The following is a 15341-nucleotide window of genomic DNA, read 5'->3' on the forward strand; positions in this document are numbered from 1 at the left end:
AATTCCTCCAAGCACGGTTACTTTTTCGAAAGCCATGTCCGTTAGGGACTAGCCGATGGGATGGAACATTGCTCTTCCAATTTTGATTCTGGTGCTCGGCGGCCTGCTGGTCTCGGCGGGTATCCAGGATGCGCGGACGCGGGAGATCGCGAACTGGAAGACCGCGGCGGTCGCTCTGCTGGCGCCGCTGTGGTGGTATGCGAACGGACTCGACCCATGGCCCGACATGGCGCTGCAGATCGGCGTCGCGCTCGTCGTCTTCGCGCTGTTCCTGGTAGCCTTCCACTTCGGCATGATGGGTGGCGGCGACGTTAAGCTGATCGTCGCGCTCTCGCTGTGGCTGCCGTTCCCGGCGTTCCTGTCGATGCTGATGGTGATGTCGATCGTCGGCGGCCTCGTCACGCTCGTCATGATGATCGAGCATCGCGCCAAGAAGAACGCCGGACAGATCGAGGTTCCCTACGGTGTGGCAATAGCAATCGCCGGACTTCTTGCGCTGCGCGAACCACTCCTTAACCAGTTTCAGTGATGATTAACGTCGAAATACATTCGCGGCGCCTGAAAGGCACGATCTAGTCATGGATACACGCAAGATCATTTTGCTGGTCGGCGCGCTTATAGTCGCAGCCGTCACGGCCTTCTTCGCCCGAACGCTGATCGCCGGCAGTTCGGCGCCGCAAGCTGGCGCGACCGCAATCGCCGCGCCGGTCATCGACGGCCCCGAAGTCCTGGTCGCAACCCGCTCGCTCCCGGTCGGCACGATACTCGACGCCACGGCGCTGAAGTTCCAGCCCTGGCCGAAGGAGCTGGTCGACAACGCCTATTACCTCCGCGACAAGACCGACCTGAAATCGCTGCAGGGCACGGTGGTGCGCAGCATCATCACCGCCGGACAGCCGGTGACGCAGGGCGCGCTGGTGAAGCCCGGCGATCGAGGGTTCCTCGCCGCGGCACTCGGGCCCGGCATGCGCGCGGTCACCGTCCCCGTCTCGGCACAGGCCGCGGTCGCCGGGTTCGTGTTTCCCGGCGACCGAATCGACCTCGTGCTGACCCAGGCGGTCAGGGGCGGTGGCGATGGTGATCCATTGAAGGTGTCCGAAACGATCATGCGCAACATCCGCGTGCTCGCGACCGATCAGCGGACCGACAATCTGGTCGGTGCGGACGGCAAGACGGAGGTCAAGACGTTCTCCAACGTGACGATCGAGGCGACGCCGAAGATGGCCGAACAGGTCGCGCTCGCGCAGACGCTCGGCTCGCTGTCGCTGTCGCTTCGGTCGATCGCCGACAATTCGGCCGAACTCGAGGAAGCGATCGCGTCCGGCGCGGTGAAGGTACCCGACGGTACCGATCCGAAGGCGGAGAAGGCGATGTTGGTGCGTGTCGCCGGCCAGCCGAGCTCCGGCGCGGGTAGCTATCAGACCGGCGCCGACGTCTCGCGGTACCAGCGCAGCACGGTGCCCGGCAAGGCATCCAGCGGCGAAGACGGTCGTCCTATGCAGATGATGAGTGCGCCGCAGTCCGGTGGCGGGGCACCGGTCGTGGTGCAGGGCCCGGCCGTACGGGTCGCCCGCGGCAACGCGGTGACCATGGTTCCGGTCGGGGGGAAGAATTAAGATGCGTATCGCCATGACGCGCCCAGTCGGACGGCAGATGGGTTGGCCGCTCGCGGTCGCCCTTGCCGCGGCCACCGCCGCACCATCCGTCCCCGCGCTCGCCCAGCATGCCCAGCGGGCTCAGGCTCGTACGCAGGCCACCCCCTCGGGACTGCCCGTCGTCCAGGTCAACACCGGTCGCGGACGTCTCGTCACGCTGGCGCGGCCGATGAGCGACCTGTTCGTCGCCGACGACACCATCGCCGACGTTCAGGTCCGCTCGCCGACGCAGCTCTACGTGTTCGGCAAGAAGACCGGCGAGACGACGATCTCGGCAACTGCGAAGGGCGGCGGCGTCGTCTACGCCTCGACCATTCGCGTCGGCAACAACCTCGATTCGGTGCAGCAGATGCTTGGGCTCGCGATGCCCGAGGCACAGGTCGTCGCGACGCCGATGAACGGGTTGATCCTGCTCACGGGTACGGTCGCCGCACCCGAGGATGCCGCCGAAGCCGAACGGCTGGTGCAGGCGTTCGTCGGTGATTCGACAAAGGTCCTGTCGCGACTGAAGACGGCGACGCCTCTGCAGGTAAATCTCCAGGTACGCGTCGCCGAAGTCACGCGGAACTTCGTCAAGAATATTGGTGTGAACCTGACGAGCCGGAGTTCGGGTAACTTCCTATTCAACATCGCCCAGGGTCGCCAGGGCACCATCACGACCGTGCCCGGCGTTATCAATGCTCCCAATGCGCCCATCGACGCCAATGGCGCCTTCCCCGGCAACACACTTTTCGGCTTTCCTGCCAAGGCCGCGATCGGCTCAACCGTCGGCCTGGCGGGGCGCCTACTCGGCATGGACCTGCTCGGCGCGATCGATCTCGGTGAAACGCTGGGTCAGGTAACGATGCTCGCCAACCCGAACCTGACCGCTCTGTCGGGTGAAACGGGCACGTTCCTGGCAGGCGGCGAGATACCGATCCCGCTGGCGCAGGCGCTCGGCACGATCTCGGTTGAGTACAAGCAATACGGCATCAGCCTCGCCTACACCCCCACGGTCTTGTCGGATGGTCGGATCTCGCTTCGGGTACGCCCCGAAGTGTCGCAGCTCGATTACGCCAACGCGATCACGCTCAGCGGCACGCGCGTGCCCGGCCTCACGACTCGTCGTACCGAGACGACCGTGGAACTCGGCTCGGGCCAGAGCATGATGATCAGCGGCCTGCTGTCGAACAACAACAACAACAGCTACGACAAGACGCCGGGGCTGGCGAACCTGCCGATCATCGGCGCGCTGTTCCGCTCGAACGCCTTCCAGCGCAACGAGACCGAACTCGTGATCGTCATCACGCCGTATCTGGTGAAGCCGGTCAACAACGCCAGCGACATCGCGCTGCCGACCGACGGTGCGCGCGCACCGACTGATATCGACCGCGTACTGTTGGGTACGCTCAGCGCCACCGGCGGCGGCAAGCGGCCGGTGCCCACGATCGCGCGGCCTTCCTATGTTCCACCGGCGATCGGTGCCGCCGCCCCGGTCATGCCGATGCCGCGTAGCGATGTCCGCCGCAGCGAGGACGATATCGCCGCGCGCCCTGCCAACGGGAATGGCGCCAAGACCAAGAAGGGCGCCGTGCCCGCGCCAGGTTTCTCGAATTGAGCCGGCCCCTGCCCCGCCGCTCGCGAACACCGCATCAAGGATTTCCGATGATCACCAAGTCGATCCTGTTAGCGTCCCTCGTCCCCGCGCTGTTGCTCGGCGGGTGCATGGGTACCGAGAATCGCGGGCTTGAATCGGTCCACCAACCGGTCGTGAGCCGCTCCGACTACGCGCTCGATCTCGGCGTGTCGGGCGGCGCACTGGCGCCGGGCGAACAGCAACGGCTTGCCGGCTGGATGAACGCGATGCGGCTCGGCTATGGCGACCGCGTAGCCATCGACGATCCCGCGGGCGAAGGCCCCGCCGCGCACGGCGACGTCGCCGCGGTGGTCGCGAGCTATGGCCTGTTGCTGAGCGACGACGCGCCGGTCACCCCGGCCTCGGTCACGCCAGGATCGATTCGGGTGGTGGTCAGCCGGATGCGCGCGCAGGTGCCGCACTGTCCGGACTGGTCGCGCAACGCGACCAACGAGTTCGAATCCAACACGTCGTCCAACTTCGGCTGCGCGATCAACAGCAACCTCGCGGCGATGATCGCCAATCCTGCCGACCTCGTGCGCGGCAAGGAAGGCGCGGAGACCACCGATACCGCCGCCTCGTACAAGGCGATCGACACGTACCGCAAGAAAGCGCCGACCGGTGCCGGTTCGCTCGCTGCAGCCACGCCGGGAGGCAAGTGATGAACGCTCCGTGGAAGCCCGCTGGCGCCGCCAGTCGCGATCCCTTTGCCGCCTATGTCTGCGACGAGACGACCGCGGCGGCATTGCGCCCGATCGCGACCGAACTCGGCTGGTCGGTCGACAAGATCTACAAGGGCGGACTGCGCAACGCGATCCAGTCGCTGTCGGTTGCCGCATCACCGCAGATCCTGTTCGTCGATCTCGCCGAGTCGGGCGATCCGCTGAACGACATCCACGCGCTCGCCGAAGTCTGCGAGCCCGGCACGGTGGTGATCGCCGCTGGCCAGGTGAACGACGTCCGCCTGTACCGTGACCTCGTCGCGAGCGGTATCCAGGATTACCTGCTGAAGCCGCTCCATCCCGACATGCTGCGCGAGGCGTTCGTCCATGCGCAGATGATGCTCAATGCACCGAAGCCCGTCGACCTGTCGCCGGAGCGTCCGCATTGCTCGGTCGGCGTGATCGGCACGCGCGGCGGCGTCGGCGCATCGACGATCGCGACTTCGATCGCGTGGCTGCTCGCCGACAAGGAGAAGCGATCGACCGCGCTGCTCGACCTCGACGTGCATTTCGGCACGGGTGCGCTCAGCCTCGATCTCGAGCCCGGCCGCGGCCTGACCGACGCGATCGAGAATCCGAGCCGCATCGACGGATTGTTCATCGAACGCGCGATGGTCAAGGCGACGGAAAACCTGTCGGTGCTGAGCGCCGAGGCACCGATCAGCACGCCTGTGGTCACCGACGGCTCCGCCTTCTACCAGCTGCAGGAGGAGATGCGCGCGGCGTTCGAATGCACCGTCGTCGATCTGCCGCGCGCGATGATGATCCAGCACCCGCACCTGATCAGCGACGTGAAGCTCGCGGTGATCGTCACCGACCTGACGCTGGCGGCTGCGCGCGATACGATCCGGATCCTGTCGTGGCTGAAGACGAATGCGCCGCAGATCGAGCTGTTCGTAGTCGCCAACCGCGTGCACACCGGCGGCCAGCTCGAGATCAGCCGCAAGGATTTCGAGGGCTCGATCGAGCGCAAGATCGATTACCTCGTTCCGTTCGACCAGAAGCTCGCGGCGCAGTCGGCCAAGCTGGGCAAGCCGATCGTCGAGGTCGGCAAGACCAGCAAGACGATCGCGCCGATCGTCGCGCTCGCCAGCGCGCTCGCCGCGGCGGTCGCGGACTGCGGCATCGACGGTGCCAAGGCGTCCCGGGGCCGGTCGCTGATGGGCAAGTTCGGCGAACTCCGCGGGCTGATGACGAAGCGCACGCTGAAGCCGGCAAAAGCGAAATGACAGCGCATGGTCATGCGCACATGACGAGCGTCGCGCAATGACCGGCATGGCGCCGCTCCTGCTCGTGATGGTCGGCGCGAGCATCGTGCTGGGGATGATCGTGTTCGCATTCGCCGGGCCCTCGCCGGGCCGCGCAAAATCGCGCCGGCTCGTGGCGTTGCGCGAACGGCACGGCGACGAGATCACCGTGGCGGACGCGCACATGCGGCGCATCTCGCATGCGCGCGATACCAAGATGGATCTGGCGTTCGGTCGTATCCTGCCCAACCCGGTGCAGCTCGCAAAGCGGCTCGCGATGACGGGCAAGGACTGGACGGTCGGCCAATACGGCATGGCGACCGCCGGGATCGCGTTGGTCGTCGCGGCGCTCATGCTGTTCAAGGGCATGCCGATCCTGCTCGCGTTGCTGTTCGGCCTGTTCGTCGGCATCGGCCTGCCGCATCTGGTCGTCGGCAAGACGATCAACCGCCGCGTCGGCAAGTTCACCGCGAAGTTTCCCGACGCGATCGAACTGCTGGTCCGCGGGCTGCGCTCCGGCCTGCCGATCAGCGAGACGATCGGCGTCGTCGGGCATGAACTCGACGGCCCGGTCGGCGAGGAATTCCGCTCGGTCAGCGACAAGATGAAGATCGGCCGGACGATGGACGCCGCGCTCCAGGAGACCGCGGACCGGCTCGGCACACCCGAATTCCAGTTCTTCGTCATCACCATCGCGATCCAGCGCGAGACCGGCGGCAACCTTGCGGAGACGCTGGCCAACCTTGCCAACGTGCTGCGCATGCGCGGCCAGATGAAGCTGAAGATCAAGGCGATGTCGTCGGAATCGAAGGCGTCCGCATACATCATCGGCGCGCTGCCGTTCATCGTGTTCGCGCTGATCTGGTTCATCAACGGCACCTACATGCAACGGTTCTTCGTCGACGAACGGCTGATGGCGATCGGCATGGGCGGCATGATGTGGATGGCGATCGGCGCCTTCATCATGGCCAAGATGATCAACTTCGAGATCTGAGGGACTGACGATGGGCGAGACCGCCGGACCTACCCTGCTCGGGGTCGACGTACTCTGGGTCGCGACGATCCTGTCGGGTGTCGCCGCGTTCGCCGTGATGATCGCGATCTATGCGGTGACGACGGTTCACGATCCGATGGCCAAGCGCGTCAAGGCGCTGAACGATCGTCGCGAGCAGTTGAAGGCCGGCATCACCGCCTCGACCAAGCGCCGCGCGAAACTGGTCACCCGCAACGACACCGCGGACCGGATGCGCGGCATTCTTTCGTCGATGAAAGTGCTGCAGGACAGCCAGGTCAAGGCGGTCCAGGTCAAGCTGATGCAGGCCGGCATCCGCTCGAAGGAATGGGCGCCCGCAGTGATCTTCGGACGCTTGGTGCTGCCGATCGTGATCGGCGGGGCGATGCTCTATTGGGTCTACGGCACCGATGGCTTCGCGACCTGGGGCCCGCTCAAGAAATACGGGCTCGTCGCGATGAGCTTCATCCTGAGCTACAAGGCGCCGGACCTGTATCTCGACAACAAGATCAAGAAGCGCTCGGATGCGATCCGCAAGGGCCTTCCCGACGCGCTCGACCTGCTCGTGATTTGCGCCGAGGCCGGCCTGACCGTTGATGCCGCGTTCCACCGCGTCGCGCGCGAACTCGGCCGCGCCTATCCCGAACTGGGCGAGGAATTCACCCTCACCGCGATCGAGCTGGGCTTCCTGACCGACCGCCGCAGCGCGTTCGAGAACTTCGCGTTGCGCGTGAAGCTGGACGCGGTGAAGGGCGTCGTCACGACGATGATCCAGACCGAGAAATACGGCACACCGCTTGCCTCCGCACTGCGCGTATTGTCGGGCGAATTTCGCAACGAACGCATGATGCGTGCCGAGGAGAAAGCGGCACGTCTGCCCGCGATCATGACCGTGCCGCTGATCCTGTTCATCCTGCCGGTGCTGTTCGTCGTCATTCTCGGCCCAGCCGCCTGCTCGATCTCCGACGCGCTGCTCAAGGGGTAAGCAACCGCAACGCCAACGGATCGTTGAGCCCCCGTAACAGGAGGGTTTTTCGATGCCGTTGTTTTCCACGCCTACGCAATTCGCCGCGCTCGCGCTAATCTTCGTCGCCGGCTGGCTGTTCGGATTGGCGAGCCATCCCGGTGGCAAGAAGTGGAAGGCGCGCTATCACGCCGAGCGTGACGCGCACGCGGTCGCCAAGAAGGATGCCGACATCCGCGCCGCCGCCGCCGAAAAGCGTGCGGTTGAGGCCGAGCATGAGAATGCGCGCCTCGTAAAGGCCACGCCGGTAGCGCCAGTCGTACCGGTGACGACGACCCGTGCGCCGGTAGAGGATCGCTCGATCTTCGTGTCGCCTGACACGCGTCCCGTAGCCGCGTCGTCGGCCCGCCCGGCCTATAATAATGATGGCACGAAGCGCGGCTGGTTCGACTTCGACCATCGCTAATATCTTAAGGCGGCCCACTCACCACCGAGCGGGCCGCCTTATCGAAGCCTATTGGTAATGTGCGACGTTCTCGAACCCGGTGTTCGTCTTCGCCATCTTGACCAGCTTTCTAGCGTAGGACCGCACGTGCCGGTCGAAGCGCGTATCGTTGTAGACACCGCGCCAGATATATTCGTCGCGGTCCAGTATCGCGGCAAGTGCGGCGCCGAACGCGGCCTGGCTATCCGCCACGCCTTTGCGGCTCATCAGCGAACAGACCATTTCCTCGGCCGACGCCTTGTCGCAATCATCCTGCAATTCACGGCCGCCACGCTCGGCAACAACTTGCTCGGAGCGTGCGGCAATCCCCCGTGCGTCCAGCCATTTGCGGACCGCGTCGCCGTCCCAGTCCTTTTTGTCCGCCAACGCCCAATCTCCGTTTCGCGCGCTAGCCGGTGGAGCGCGCCTGCCAGCGCCGATATCCGATCACGGCCAGCACGACCATCGCCGCGTACAGGCCAGCCGTGAGCATGAGCCCCTTATACGCGAACATCCCGACATACAGGACGTCCACGGCGATCCACAGCAGCCAGTTCGCCGCATGACGTCGCGCGACCCAATATTGCGCGACCAGACTGAAACTGCTGAGCGTTGCGTCGGCCCAGGGCAATGCCGCGTCGGTGTAACGGCTCATGAACCAGCCGATCACGAACGCCCCGACCGCTCCCGCGCCGAGACCCGCAACCGCACGCGATGACCGCAACGGCTCGACGACGACATCGCCGCTATCGTTCGTGCCGCGCGCCCAAGCCTGCCAGCCATAGACGATGGCGATCGCGAACAGCGCCTGGAGCACCATGTCCGCGTACAACCGCACGTCGAGGAACAGCTTGAAGTAGAGCGCACAGGCGATGAAATTGATTGGCCAGCACAGCATGTTGCGCTTCGCGGTCAGCCATATCCCGGCAAAACTGACGACGACCGCAACGATCTCGAGCGGCGTCATGACTGCGCGATCCGCCGCAGGAAGTCCTGGCCCGGACGCGAGAAGAACCACGCCGCATGATCGATCAGATAATCATCCCAAGCCATGGCGGCGGACGCGGTGTCCGCCACGACGGCGGTGAAGTAATCGGCCTCCGACAGCGCGAATTCGACATGGACCAACGGCACCAAGGACACGATCGCGGCGATCTCCTCATGGCTCAGCGGTAGGACTTCGGCATAGCCCGCCATCAGCGCCAGCGCCGTCTCGGGATCGGCGATCGCATCGTCAGCCCCCTGCCCCAGATCCAGCCAGCGCACCGCCGTTCGCTCGATCGCCGTCGCGATGTCGTGAACGGCATTGGTGCGATCCGCCAACCCGAAGTCGAACACGGTCCGCACCGCGCCCGCTCGAGTCCAGAGAAGGTTGGAAGGATGCCAGTCGTTGTGCGTCCACAACGGCGTCTGTTTCGCGAGAAGCGACGACAGGTCGCTATCGGCCTGCTCGAACAATCGCGCGAGTTGCGCTTGCCACGGCCGGGCGGAAAGGAATGCGGTCAGCGCCGGGCGGACGGCAACATATGCGCTCGCCGCAGCCAGCGGATCGGCGGCAGGAAGTATCGTGAAACTCGAGACTAGGGGTTGTAGGCGTCGCGCAGGCGCATCGAACCCGCGCGCCGCGACGTGCAGTTCCGCCAATGCCACGCCGGCGGCATGGGCATGGTCGAGCGACAGGAACGGCGTCCATGACAACCGGTCGCGGTACAAATCCTCGCCCGGCGCCTGACGGTGCAACTCGTACGACCATGGACCGATCGCGACCGCGCTTGCCCCATCTGCGGTCGTGATAACTTCTGGCACCGACGCGCCCGCGCGAGCGAGGTACGCGATGAATGCGTGTTCCTCGGCCAGCCCTTCGACCGTGCGGACAAGGTGATGGTGGCGCTTCAACAGGAACGCACCGTTCGTCGTGTACACCAGAGTCGCGGCGGAGAACGGTCGCGGGGAATGCCAGTGCAGCCCGGTCATCCGCCCTGCCGCCGGAAAATGCGCCAGCACCGCCTCAGCCTCGTCCGCAGCGATGGCGGGCCAGGTCGGCGCCTCCAGCGTCGTACCCATGCCGTGGACCAGATGCTTCAGCTGCGACGCCACCTCAGAACGCCCGCGAGATCGTCGCCATGACCGCCGCGCCGCTGCCGATGTAATACGCGGGCGGCGAGCCGGCGATCACCGTGCCGTTACGGCCGATCGTGTCCTGCGCATTGGTGCTGACCGACTGCACGCCGGCCAGGACGTGTGGATCGGTGACGTTGATCGCGTTGACGCGCAGGTCGGTGCGCTTGCCGTCGAGCCAGTCGGCAAGGTGCATGCCGACCGACAAGTCGAGCGTCGCATAGCCCTTGATGCGTTCGTCGTTCATGAAGCTCGCATATTGCCGGCCGATATATTTCGACGCGACGCTGCCGAAGAACCGGCCGTCGTCGTAGATCCCGCCAGCGCCGAACTGCACGGTCGGGCTGGACACCGCGTGCTTGCCCCTGGTCGGCAGGAAGTCCGCGCCGACCGGGAGGTCGTCGTCGATCCGTGCGCGCAGATATTCGCCGGAAAGATACAGGCTGACACCCGCGACCGGGCGGTAGTCGATCTCCGCATCGACGCCGTACGAGGTCTGGCCGCCAGCGTTGAGGGTGGCATTCACCTGCGCGCCGCCCTGGTCGAGCACGGTCGCGAGCTGGCGGTTGCGGAACTTGTAGTGGAAGCCCGTCACCGAAGCGGATAGCTGTTCGCCGATGAACCGATAGCCGATCTCCTGCGACACCGAATATTCGTTCTTGAGCGCGTTCGTCCCCTGCACGACCACTTCGCCACCATAATAGCTGTTATAGAGCGTGAACTCGTTGGGCGTGCGGAAGTTGGTGGTGATGTTGGCGAACAGCTGCTGGCGATCGTCGATCCGGTAGTGGATCGCGGCGCGCGGCAGCGCGGCGAAGCTGTCGTTGCGCACCTTGTCCTGCGGCCCGGGGAGGTAATTGCGGCCGTTACGCAGCACGTTCACGCCCTTGAACCCGGCATCGATCGTCAGCCGCGGCGTCAGCGCGATGCTGTCGGCGAGGAAGAAGCCCTTCGTCACGGTGACGGTGCGCTGGTTCTCATAGGCGAGCAGGCGGCCATCGGCGGTGCGGATCGCCTTGGCGCGATAGCCCCAGCGATCGGTCGGCTGCCCGTCTGCGTCGATCGAGGTGTAGGACTGCGTGACGCGGTCGGTGCCGTAGTCGAACCATAACCCCGCCGTGAGCGTGTGCGCACCGGTCTTGAAGGTCAGCTTGCTGACGTTGCCGGTCCGCATCTGGTCGCCGGTGTAGTTGCCGAGCACGGTCGCAACGCCGTCGACCGCACCGGGCAGCGCGATCGGCTGCGCCAGTTCCTCAGTACCGAGGAAATTGCCTTCGGTGGTCAGTTGCGTGCCGTAGGGCGAGTTGCCGTAACCGAACTGGAGGTATGTGGTGGTGTCGAGCGCCAGCCGATCGTTCAGCACGAGGTGCACCGGTGCGGAGGCGTAGAGGTTGCGGAACGGCGCGCGGTACAGGCGCCAGTAGTTGGTGCTCCCCGCCGTATAGCGCTTGTCGTAGTTGAAGCCGCGACCTTGTGCGGTCCATTCGGCGAGCGTCGGGCTCGGGTAGCTCGACGAGTTCGCGTCGTTGTACGACAGCGCGAGGCTGGCGCGGTTGCCGGCGCCCCATTCGTTGAGCAGCTTGGCGTCGATATGCTGGCGCGTATCGTAGCCGGCACCTCGCCAATTATCCGCTCGGGTGTTCGAATAGGACAGGAACGCCTTCAGCCCGGTATTGCCGATCATCCCGCTATCGACGCGGAAGAACCCACGCCGCGCCGCGTAGCTCCCGAGCGACAGGTCGACGAGTGCGCCGGGACGCGCCTTCGGATCGTCGAGTGCGAGCGACAACATCCCCCCTGCCCCGCCGAGCGTCGGCGAGTCGATATCGACCGACCCTTGGGCGAGCGAGATGCGTTTGAGGTTCTCCGGGTCGGCGAACTGCGACGGGTAGGCGTAATAATAGCCGATGTCGTTCTGCGGCGCGCCTTCCATCAGCACGCCGATCTCGTCCTGGCCGAGACCGCGCAGCGTCAGGCTGGAACTCGTCGACAGGCCGTACGGGTCGCTCGATGCGACGTTCGCGCCGGGCAGCAGCGTCACCAACTGAAACGCGTTGAGCGTCGGCGCCTGCTTGACGATGAAGTCGGCCGAGATCGCACTCTGCGCGCGTGGCACCTTCTGGTCGGGCAGCAAGCCTGCCGGGTCCTGCTTGCCGACCACCCGGAATTCAGCGGGTTCGACAGGCTCGGACGCGACCTGCGCGCTTGCAGAGGATGCGGCAAGGCTCGCCGAGAGGGTCAGCGCTACCCGGAAAGCAGGGCGGCCACGCGCTATAAACGGGCGCGTCACAACAAAAAACCAGCATTAAAAAACGTCACGTCCACTCCAATCGGAGGGACGACGGGCCAGCCGCAGACCCTCCCTACGCCGGTATAAGCCGGATCAGGTTCAGCGGGTCATGGGCTGTTGCCCACCTCTCAGCCGCACATCAGCGGCCCCCCGGGGATACGTGCCGCTTAGGCGGTTGGGCGAGTGGTGGAAAGGGCTATCACGTTGATCTGGCTGGAGTGCCGCACGCGGTGCACCGGCGAACCTCAAGCCCCTCCCCAAGAATGGCGCGCAGCGGCCGGCCTACCCAGAAAACATGCTGTGAAAACAAGGTAGGCCGACCGCCTCTACTGCTCGATCGACGAGCACCACCAGGGTCGGCAAGGGAGCGCCAACACCGCGGCGGTGTGACAGTTACGTTGCAACGCGGCTTAAAGACTCACCGCATCACAAAATGTGGCGACTAACGGCGACGTCGTACGATCAGGCGCGACCCTCGCGACGCTTGATCTCTCCCAGCAGCGCCTCGGCCACCGGGTTGCCGACCTCGCCGCCCGACTGGTCGTACGCGCCCGCAAGCTCCGCGTCCGTCGCGCCCTGCAACAGCGCGTTCACCTCCGCGTTGAAGTCGTCGACCTCGCCCGCGGCGGCATCGGCGGCGTCCTCGCTCGTCACGGCCGGCTCTGCTCCAGCAGCCGGAGCGTGTGCCATCACGGCATCCTGCTTGAAGACGTCGAAGGCTTCGGCGGCCTCGTTGCGCTCCTCGATCGCGATTTCGAGGCGGGTGAACAGGTCAAGCTGCGGTGCGGTGTTTTCCATTCCGCCAGCTTATCCGCGCGAACACGGTCCAGGCAACTCGTTCGCGCACGCCCGCTACCCGAAGCGAGAACGTACCAGGAATCTCTATAATCTAAAGCAACTCGTGAGACTTCCAGCCGGAACGTCCGTTCTGCCCTTCAAGTCGCCGACCTGGAACCAGCGATCGGTTGCAACAGGGAAAGACCATGACCGCGATCCGAGCCGCCGAACCGTATGACCTTTCCCGGTTGATGACGTTCGATTCCTTCCCCGGAGACCGGATCGCGGAGATCGTCGAGCGCCGCATGCTGGTAGCCGAAGTGGACGGCGTCATCGCAGGCTATATCGCGTGGCAGACCGGCGGATGCATCGGCAAGGACTATGTGAACAAACTGGTCGTCGATCCGGACTATCGTCGCAACGGGATCGCCCAATCGTTGATAGCCGAACTGAAATCTGTCCTGAGTGGCAGAGTCTTCATCTCGACCGGTATCGATAACAGCGCCGCTGTCGGACTTTTGACACGCACCAATTGGCAATTAGCCGGGCAGATCGTTGGCTTGCGCCCTGCAGACGAAGCGGAAATCTTTTACTACCGAGACCTTTGAGTCGCGGCATTGCCCTTGATATTTACTACCAACATCAGTTCTCACGGAGTTAAGCGGGCAGGTCGTGAGATTTTTGCGACTAGTCGAGGGACCGACTTGTATCGCCAAACGTTTGCGGCGATATAACTCAGACATGCCCCAACGGATGCTCAATCCCGATCAACGGCTTCGCGAGCATCTCGAGGATGCGCTGGCGGAGGCTGATGCGCTCGGCCAGACGGTCGTCGCCGCATTGATCTCCGAGGCACTCGACGCTTTGGCATACGTCCGCCCCTGAAGGGATCGTCGCGCCAGCCCCGTGTGTTGGGCCATCATGGTAACGCCGCTCTCGCAACCTTCGACTGTAGAATCGCTGGACTCCTGGGCCGAGGCGTCCCGCGTCCGCCGGATGAACGCGGCGGAAGTACGTCCGACGGGGCGCTACGTCCTTTGCTGGCTGCAGCAGGCGTTGCGTGCCCGCGACAATCCGGTGATCGACGCGGCGATCCGTCTCGGCAACGATCTCGGGCTGCCGGTCCTCGTCTATCACGGGCTGCGCGAAGACTACCCCTACGCGTCCGATCGCCTGCACCGGTTCATTCTCGGCGCAAGCCGCGATCTAGCGCGAGACTGTCGCCAGCGCGGCCTCGCCTGCGTCCAGCATGTCGACCGCGACGACGCGCGCGAGAAGGGTCTGGTCTATCGTCTGGCAGCCGACAGCGCCGCGGTGTTCGTCGAGGACCAGCCGACCTTTGTCGCGCGCTGGCAGTCGGACCGTGTCGCCGCCCGCACCGAAGTCGCGATGTTCGCGGTCAACGCCGCATGCCTGGTACCCCCCGCGCTGCTCGGCGACGGCATCGGCTCGACCACCGCGTTCCGGCGCAAGCACGAGGCAGTGCGTGCGGATTGGCTGGCGACCGACGACCTTCAGGCGGACATCGCCGCGTATGACGGCCCCCTGCCCTTCACGTCCGATCGTCTCGAATCATGCAGCGACGCCGACCTGGACCGGCTGGTCGCTAGCGCAGCGATCGATCATTCGCTTGCGCTCAGTCCGGACTTCCCGGCCGGTCGCGACGGTGCGCTAAGCAAGCTCGAACGGCTGATGGACATTGTGCTGCCGACCTATGCGACGACCCGCAACGATGCGACCAAACCGGTCGGTGCGAGCATGCTCTCGCCCTATCTGCATTTCGGCGTGATCGGCCCACGCGAAGTCATGGCCACCGTCGAAGCCGCCGATGCGCCCGCCGCCGCCAAGACCAAATTCGCCGACGAACTGCTGACATGGCGCGAATGGTTCCACTACCAGGCTCGCGCGCTTCCCTCGCCCGAGCGCTACGACCGCGTCTCGGAATGGGCCCGCGAAACGCTCGCAGCGCACGCTTCTGACCCGCGTCCGGAAGTGGAAACACTTGCCGACCTGCTCAACGGGACCACCAGGGACGAGACCTGGAACGCTTGCCAGCGCCAGTTCCTGGTCGACGGCTGGATGCACAATAATCTGCGCATGTACTGGGCCAAGCGGATCATCGCCCTGACGCCCGATCCCGAAACGGCATGGGCGACCGCCTGTTACCTGAACGACCGGCTCAGCCTCGACGGGCGCGATCCGTCGACCTACGGCAACATCGCGGCGTCGTTCGGTGCAGGATCGCCCGGTCGCGACGGGCCGCCGATCTACGGCAAGGTGCCGACGCGGTCGGATGGCTCGACCCGGCACCGCGACGGTGGCCCGGAGTGGCTTCGTACCGCCGCAACGCGTACCGCGCCCGAACCTACGCTGCCATCGGGCCTGCCGTCCGCACTTTACCTTACGGGCGAACTGCCCATCTAACCCGAGCGCGCGTCGCCGCCCGCTAACGACGCT

At 65.1% G+C, this 15341-nt stretch carries 16 protein-coding genes and 1 riboswitch; of the genes, 11 read left to right on the forward strand and 5 right to left on the reverse strand.

Features of this window, described 5'->3' with window-relative positions:
- Window positions 1-55: 55 nt before the first annotated feature.
- Genes J4O76_RS09680 through J4O76_RS09715 form a run of 8 tightly spaced genes read left to right on the forward strand, consistent with a single transcriptional unit; the run spans window position 56 to window position 7681 of the window.
- Window positions 56-529, forward strand: coding sequence for an A24 family peptidase (locus J4O76_RS09680; protein WP_426281538.1), 474 nt, complete (start codon window positions 56-58; stop codon window positions 527-529).
- A gap of 49 nt (window positions 530-578) precedes the next feature.
- Window positions 579-1616, forward strand: a complete 1038-nt coding sequence (gene cpaB / locus J4O76_RS09685; protein WP_426281540.1) for a Flp pilus assembly protein CpaB — start codon at window positions 579-581, stop codon at window positions 1614-1616.
- Between the two features lies 1 nt (window position 1617).
- Window positions 1618-3252, forward strand: a complete 1635-nt coding sequence (locus J4O76_RS09690) for a type II and III secretion system protein family protein (protein WP_426281541.1) — start codon at window positions 1618-1620, stop codon at window positions 3250-3252.
- 47 nt (window positions 3253-3299) lie between these two features.
- Entirely contained in the window at window positions 3300-3932 is a 633-nt protein-coding gene (locus J4O76_RS09695; protein WP_133020567.1) for a CpaD family pilus assembly protein, read from the forward strand.
- Complete coding sequence (locus J4O76_RS09700; protein WP_426281542.1) at window positions 3932-5221, forward strand: AAA family ATPase; 1290 nt, start codon at window positions 3932-3934, stop codon at window positions 5219-5221. The genes J4O76_RS09695 and J4O76_RS09700 overlap by 1 nt, the downstream gene beginning before the upstream one ends.
- A 46-nt stretch (window positions 5222-5267) precedes the next feature.
- The gene (locus tag J4O76_RS09705) at window positions 5268-6233 is read left to right on the forward strand and encodes a type II secretion system F family protein (protein WP_056489416.1); all 966 of its coding nucleotides are present in this window, start codon (window positions 5268-5270) and stop codon (window positions 6231-6233) included.
- A gap of 10 nt (window positions 6234-6243) precedes the next feature.
- The gene (locus J4O76_RS09710) at window positions 6244-7236 is read left to right on the forward strand and encodes a type II secretion system F family protein (RefSeq protein WP_056488706.1); all 993 of its coding nucleotides are present in this window, start codon (window positions 6244-6246) and stop codon (window positions 7234-7236) included.
- Window positions 7237-7288: 52 nt separating this feature from the next.
- Window positions 7289-7681 (forward strand): hypothetical protein, encoded by a 393-nt coding sequence (locus tag J4O76_RS09715; protein ID WP_426281543.1) that lies wholly within the window; start codon window positions 7289-7291, stop codon window positions 7679-7681.
- A 48-nt stretch (window positions 7682-7729) separates the two neighbouring features.
- Here J4O76_RS09715 and J4O76_RS09720 read toward each other — a convergent pair whose 3' ends face one another.
- The 5 genes from J4O76_RS09720 to J4O76_RS09740 form a co-directional block, all read right to left on the reverse strand.
- Window positions 7730-8086, reverse strand: a complete 357-nt coding sequence (locus J4O76_RS09720) for a hypothetical protein (RefSeq protein WP_426281544.1) — start codon at window positions 8084-8086, stop codon at window positions 7730-7732.
- Window positions 8087-8108: 22 nt separating this feature from the next.
- Window positions 8109-8666: a nicotinamide riboside transporter PnuC gene (pnuC, locus tag J4O76_RS09725; RefSeq protein ID WP_426281545.1), complete on the reverse strand. Its 558-nt coding sequence runs from the start codon at window positions 8664-8666 to the stop codon at window positions 8109-8111.
- Entirely contained in the window at window positions 8663-9796 is a 1134-nt protein-coding gene (locus J4O76_RS09730) for a phosphotransferase enzyme family protein (protein ID WP_426281546.1), read from the reverse strand. The genes pnuC and J4O76_RS09730 overlap by 4 nt, the downstream gene beginning before the upstream one ends.
- Before the next feature lies 1 nt (window position 9797).
- Complete coding sequence (locus J4O76_RS09735) at window positions 9798-12107, reverse strand: TonB-dependent receptor (RefSeq protein ID WP_426281547.1); 2310 nt, start codon at window positions 12105-12107, stop codon at window positions 9798-9800.
- 53 nt (window positions 12108-12160) lie between these two features.
- Window positions 12161-12270: riboswitch (TPP riboswitch) on the reverse strand.
- A gap of 299 nt (window positions 12271-12569) precedes the next feature.
- Window positions 12570-12905, reverse strand: coding sequence for a hypothetical protein (locus tag J4O76_RS09740; RefSeq protein WP_133020572.1), 336 nt, complete (start codon window positions 12903-12905; stop codon window positions 12570-12572).
- A 185-nt stretch (window positions 12906-13090) separates the two neighbouring features.
- Between J4O76_RS09740 and J4O76_RS09745 the strand changes: the two genes are divergently transcribed.
- The 3 genes from J4O76_RS09745 (at window position 13091) to J4O76_RS09755 (ending at window position 15308) form a co-directional block, all read left to right on the forward strand.
- Window positions 13091-13492 carry a GNAT family N-acetyltransferase gene (locus J4O76_RS09745; protein WP_426281548.1) on the forward strand — a complete coding sequence of 134 codons (402 nt, stop codon included), beginning with the start codon at window positions 13091-13093 and terminating at the stop codon, window positions 13490-13492.
- A gap of 133 nt (window positions 13493-13625) precedes the next feature.
- Window positions 13626-13769: a hypothetical protein gene (locus J4O76_RS09750; RefSeq protein WP_156362367.1), complete on the forward strand. Its 144-nt coding sequence runs from the start codon at window positions 13626-13628 to the stop codon at window positions 13767-13769.
- Between the two features lie 36 nt (window positions 13770-13805).
- Window positions 13806-15308, forward strand: coding sequence for a deoxyribodipyrimidine photo-lyase (locus J4O76_RS09755; RefSeq protein ID WP_426281549.1), 1503 nt, complete (start codon window positions 13806-13808; stop codon window positions 15306-15308).
- The last annotated feature ends 33 nt before the right edge of the window (window positions 15309-15341 follow it).

It is taken from the genome of Sphingomonas sp. NFX23, assembly GCF_049887795.1.
In the GTDB taxonomy this organism is placed as follows: domain Bacteria; phylum Pseudomonadota; class Alphaproteobacteria; order Sphingomonadales; family Sphingomonadaceae; genus Sphingomonas.

Bases quoted from the DNA above. Each gene is read 5' to 3' on its own strand.
- J4O76_RS09740 (WP_133020572.1), bottom strand. From the start codon at position 12,905: ATGGAAAACACCGCACCGCAGCTTGACCTGTTCACCCGCCTCGAAATC.
- pnuC (WP_426281545.1), bottom strand. From the start codon at position 8,666: ATGACGCCGCTCGAGATCGTTGCGGTCGTCGTCAGTTTTGCCGGGATA.
- J4O76_RS09745 (WP_426281548.1), top strand. From the start codon at position 13,091: ATGACCGCGATCCGAGCCGCCGAACCGTATGACCTTTCCCGGTTGATG.
- J4O76_RS09715 (WP_426281543.1), top strand. From the start codon at position 7,289: ATGCCGTTGTTTTCCACGCCTACGCAATTCGCCGCGCTCGCGCTAATC.
- J4O76_RS09690 (WP_426281541.1), top strand. From the start codon at position 1,618: ATGCGTATCGCCATGACGCGCCCAGTCGGACGGCAGATGGGTTGGCCG.
- J4O76_RS09705 (WP_056489416.1), top strand. From the start codon at position 5,268: ATGGCGCCGCTCCTGCTCGTGATGGTCGGCGCGAGCATCGTGCTGGGG.
- cpaB (WP_426281540.1), top strand. From the start codon at position 579: ATGGATACACGCAAGATCATTTTGCTGGTCGGCGCGCTTATAGTCGCA.
- J4O76_RS09710 (WP_056488706.1), top strand. From the start codon at position 6,244: ATGGGCGAGACCGCCGGACCTACCCTGCTCGGGGTCGACGTACTCTGG.
- J4O76_RS09755 (WP_426281549.1), top strand. From the start codon at position 13,806: ATGGTAACGCCGCTCTCGCAACCTTCGACTGTAGAATCGCTGGACTCC.
- J4O76_RS09695 (WP_133020567.1), top strand. From the start codon at position 3,300: ATGATCACCAAGTCGATCCTGTTAGCGTCCCTCGTCCCCGCGCTGTTG.
- J4O76_RS09700 (WP_426281542.1), top strand. From the start codon at position 3,932: ATGAACGCTCCGTGGAAGCCCGCTGGCGCCGCCAGTCGCGATCCCTTT.
- J4O76_RS09750 (WP_156362367.1), top strand. From the start codon at position 13,626: ATGCCCCAACGGATGCTCAATCCCGATCAACGGCTTCGCGAGCATCTC.
- J4O76_RS09680 (WP_426281538.1), top strand. From the start codon at position 56: ATGGGATGGAACATTGCTCTTCCAATTTTGATTCTGGTGCTCGGCGGC.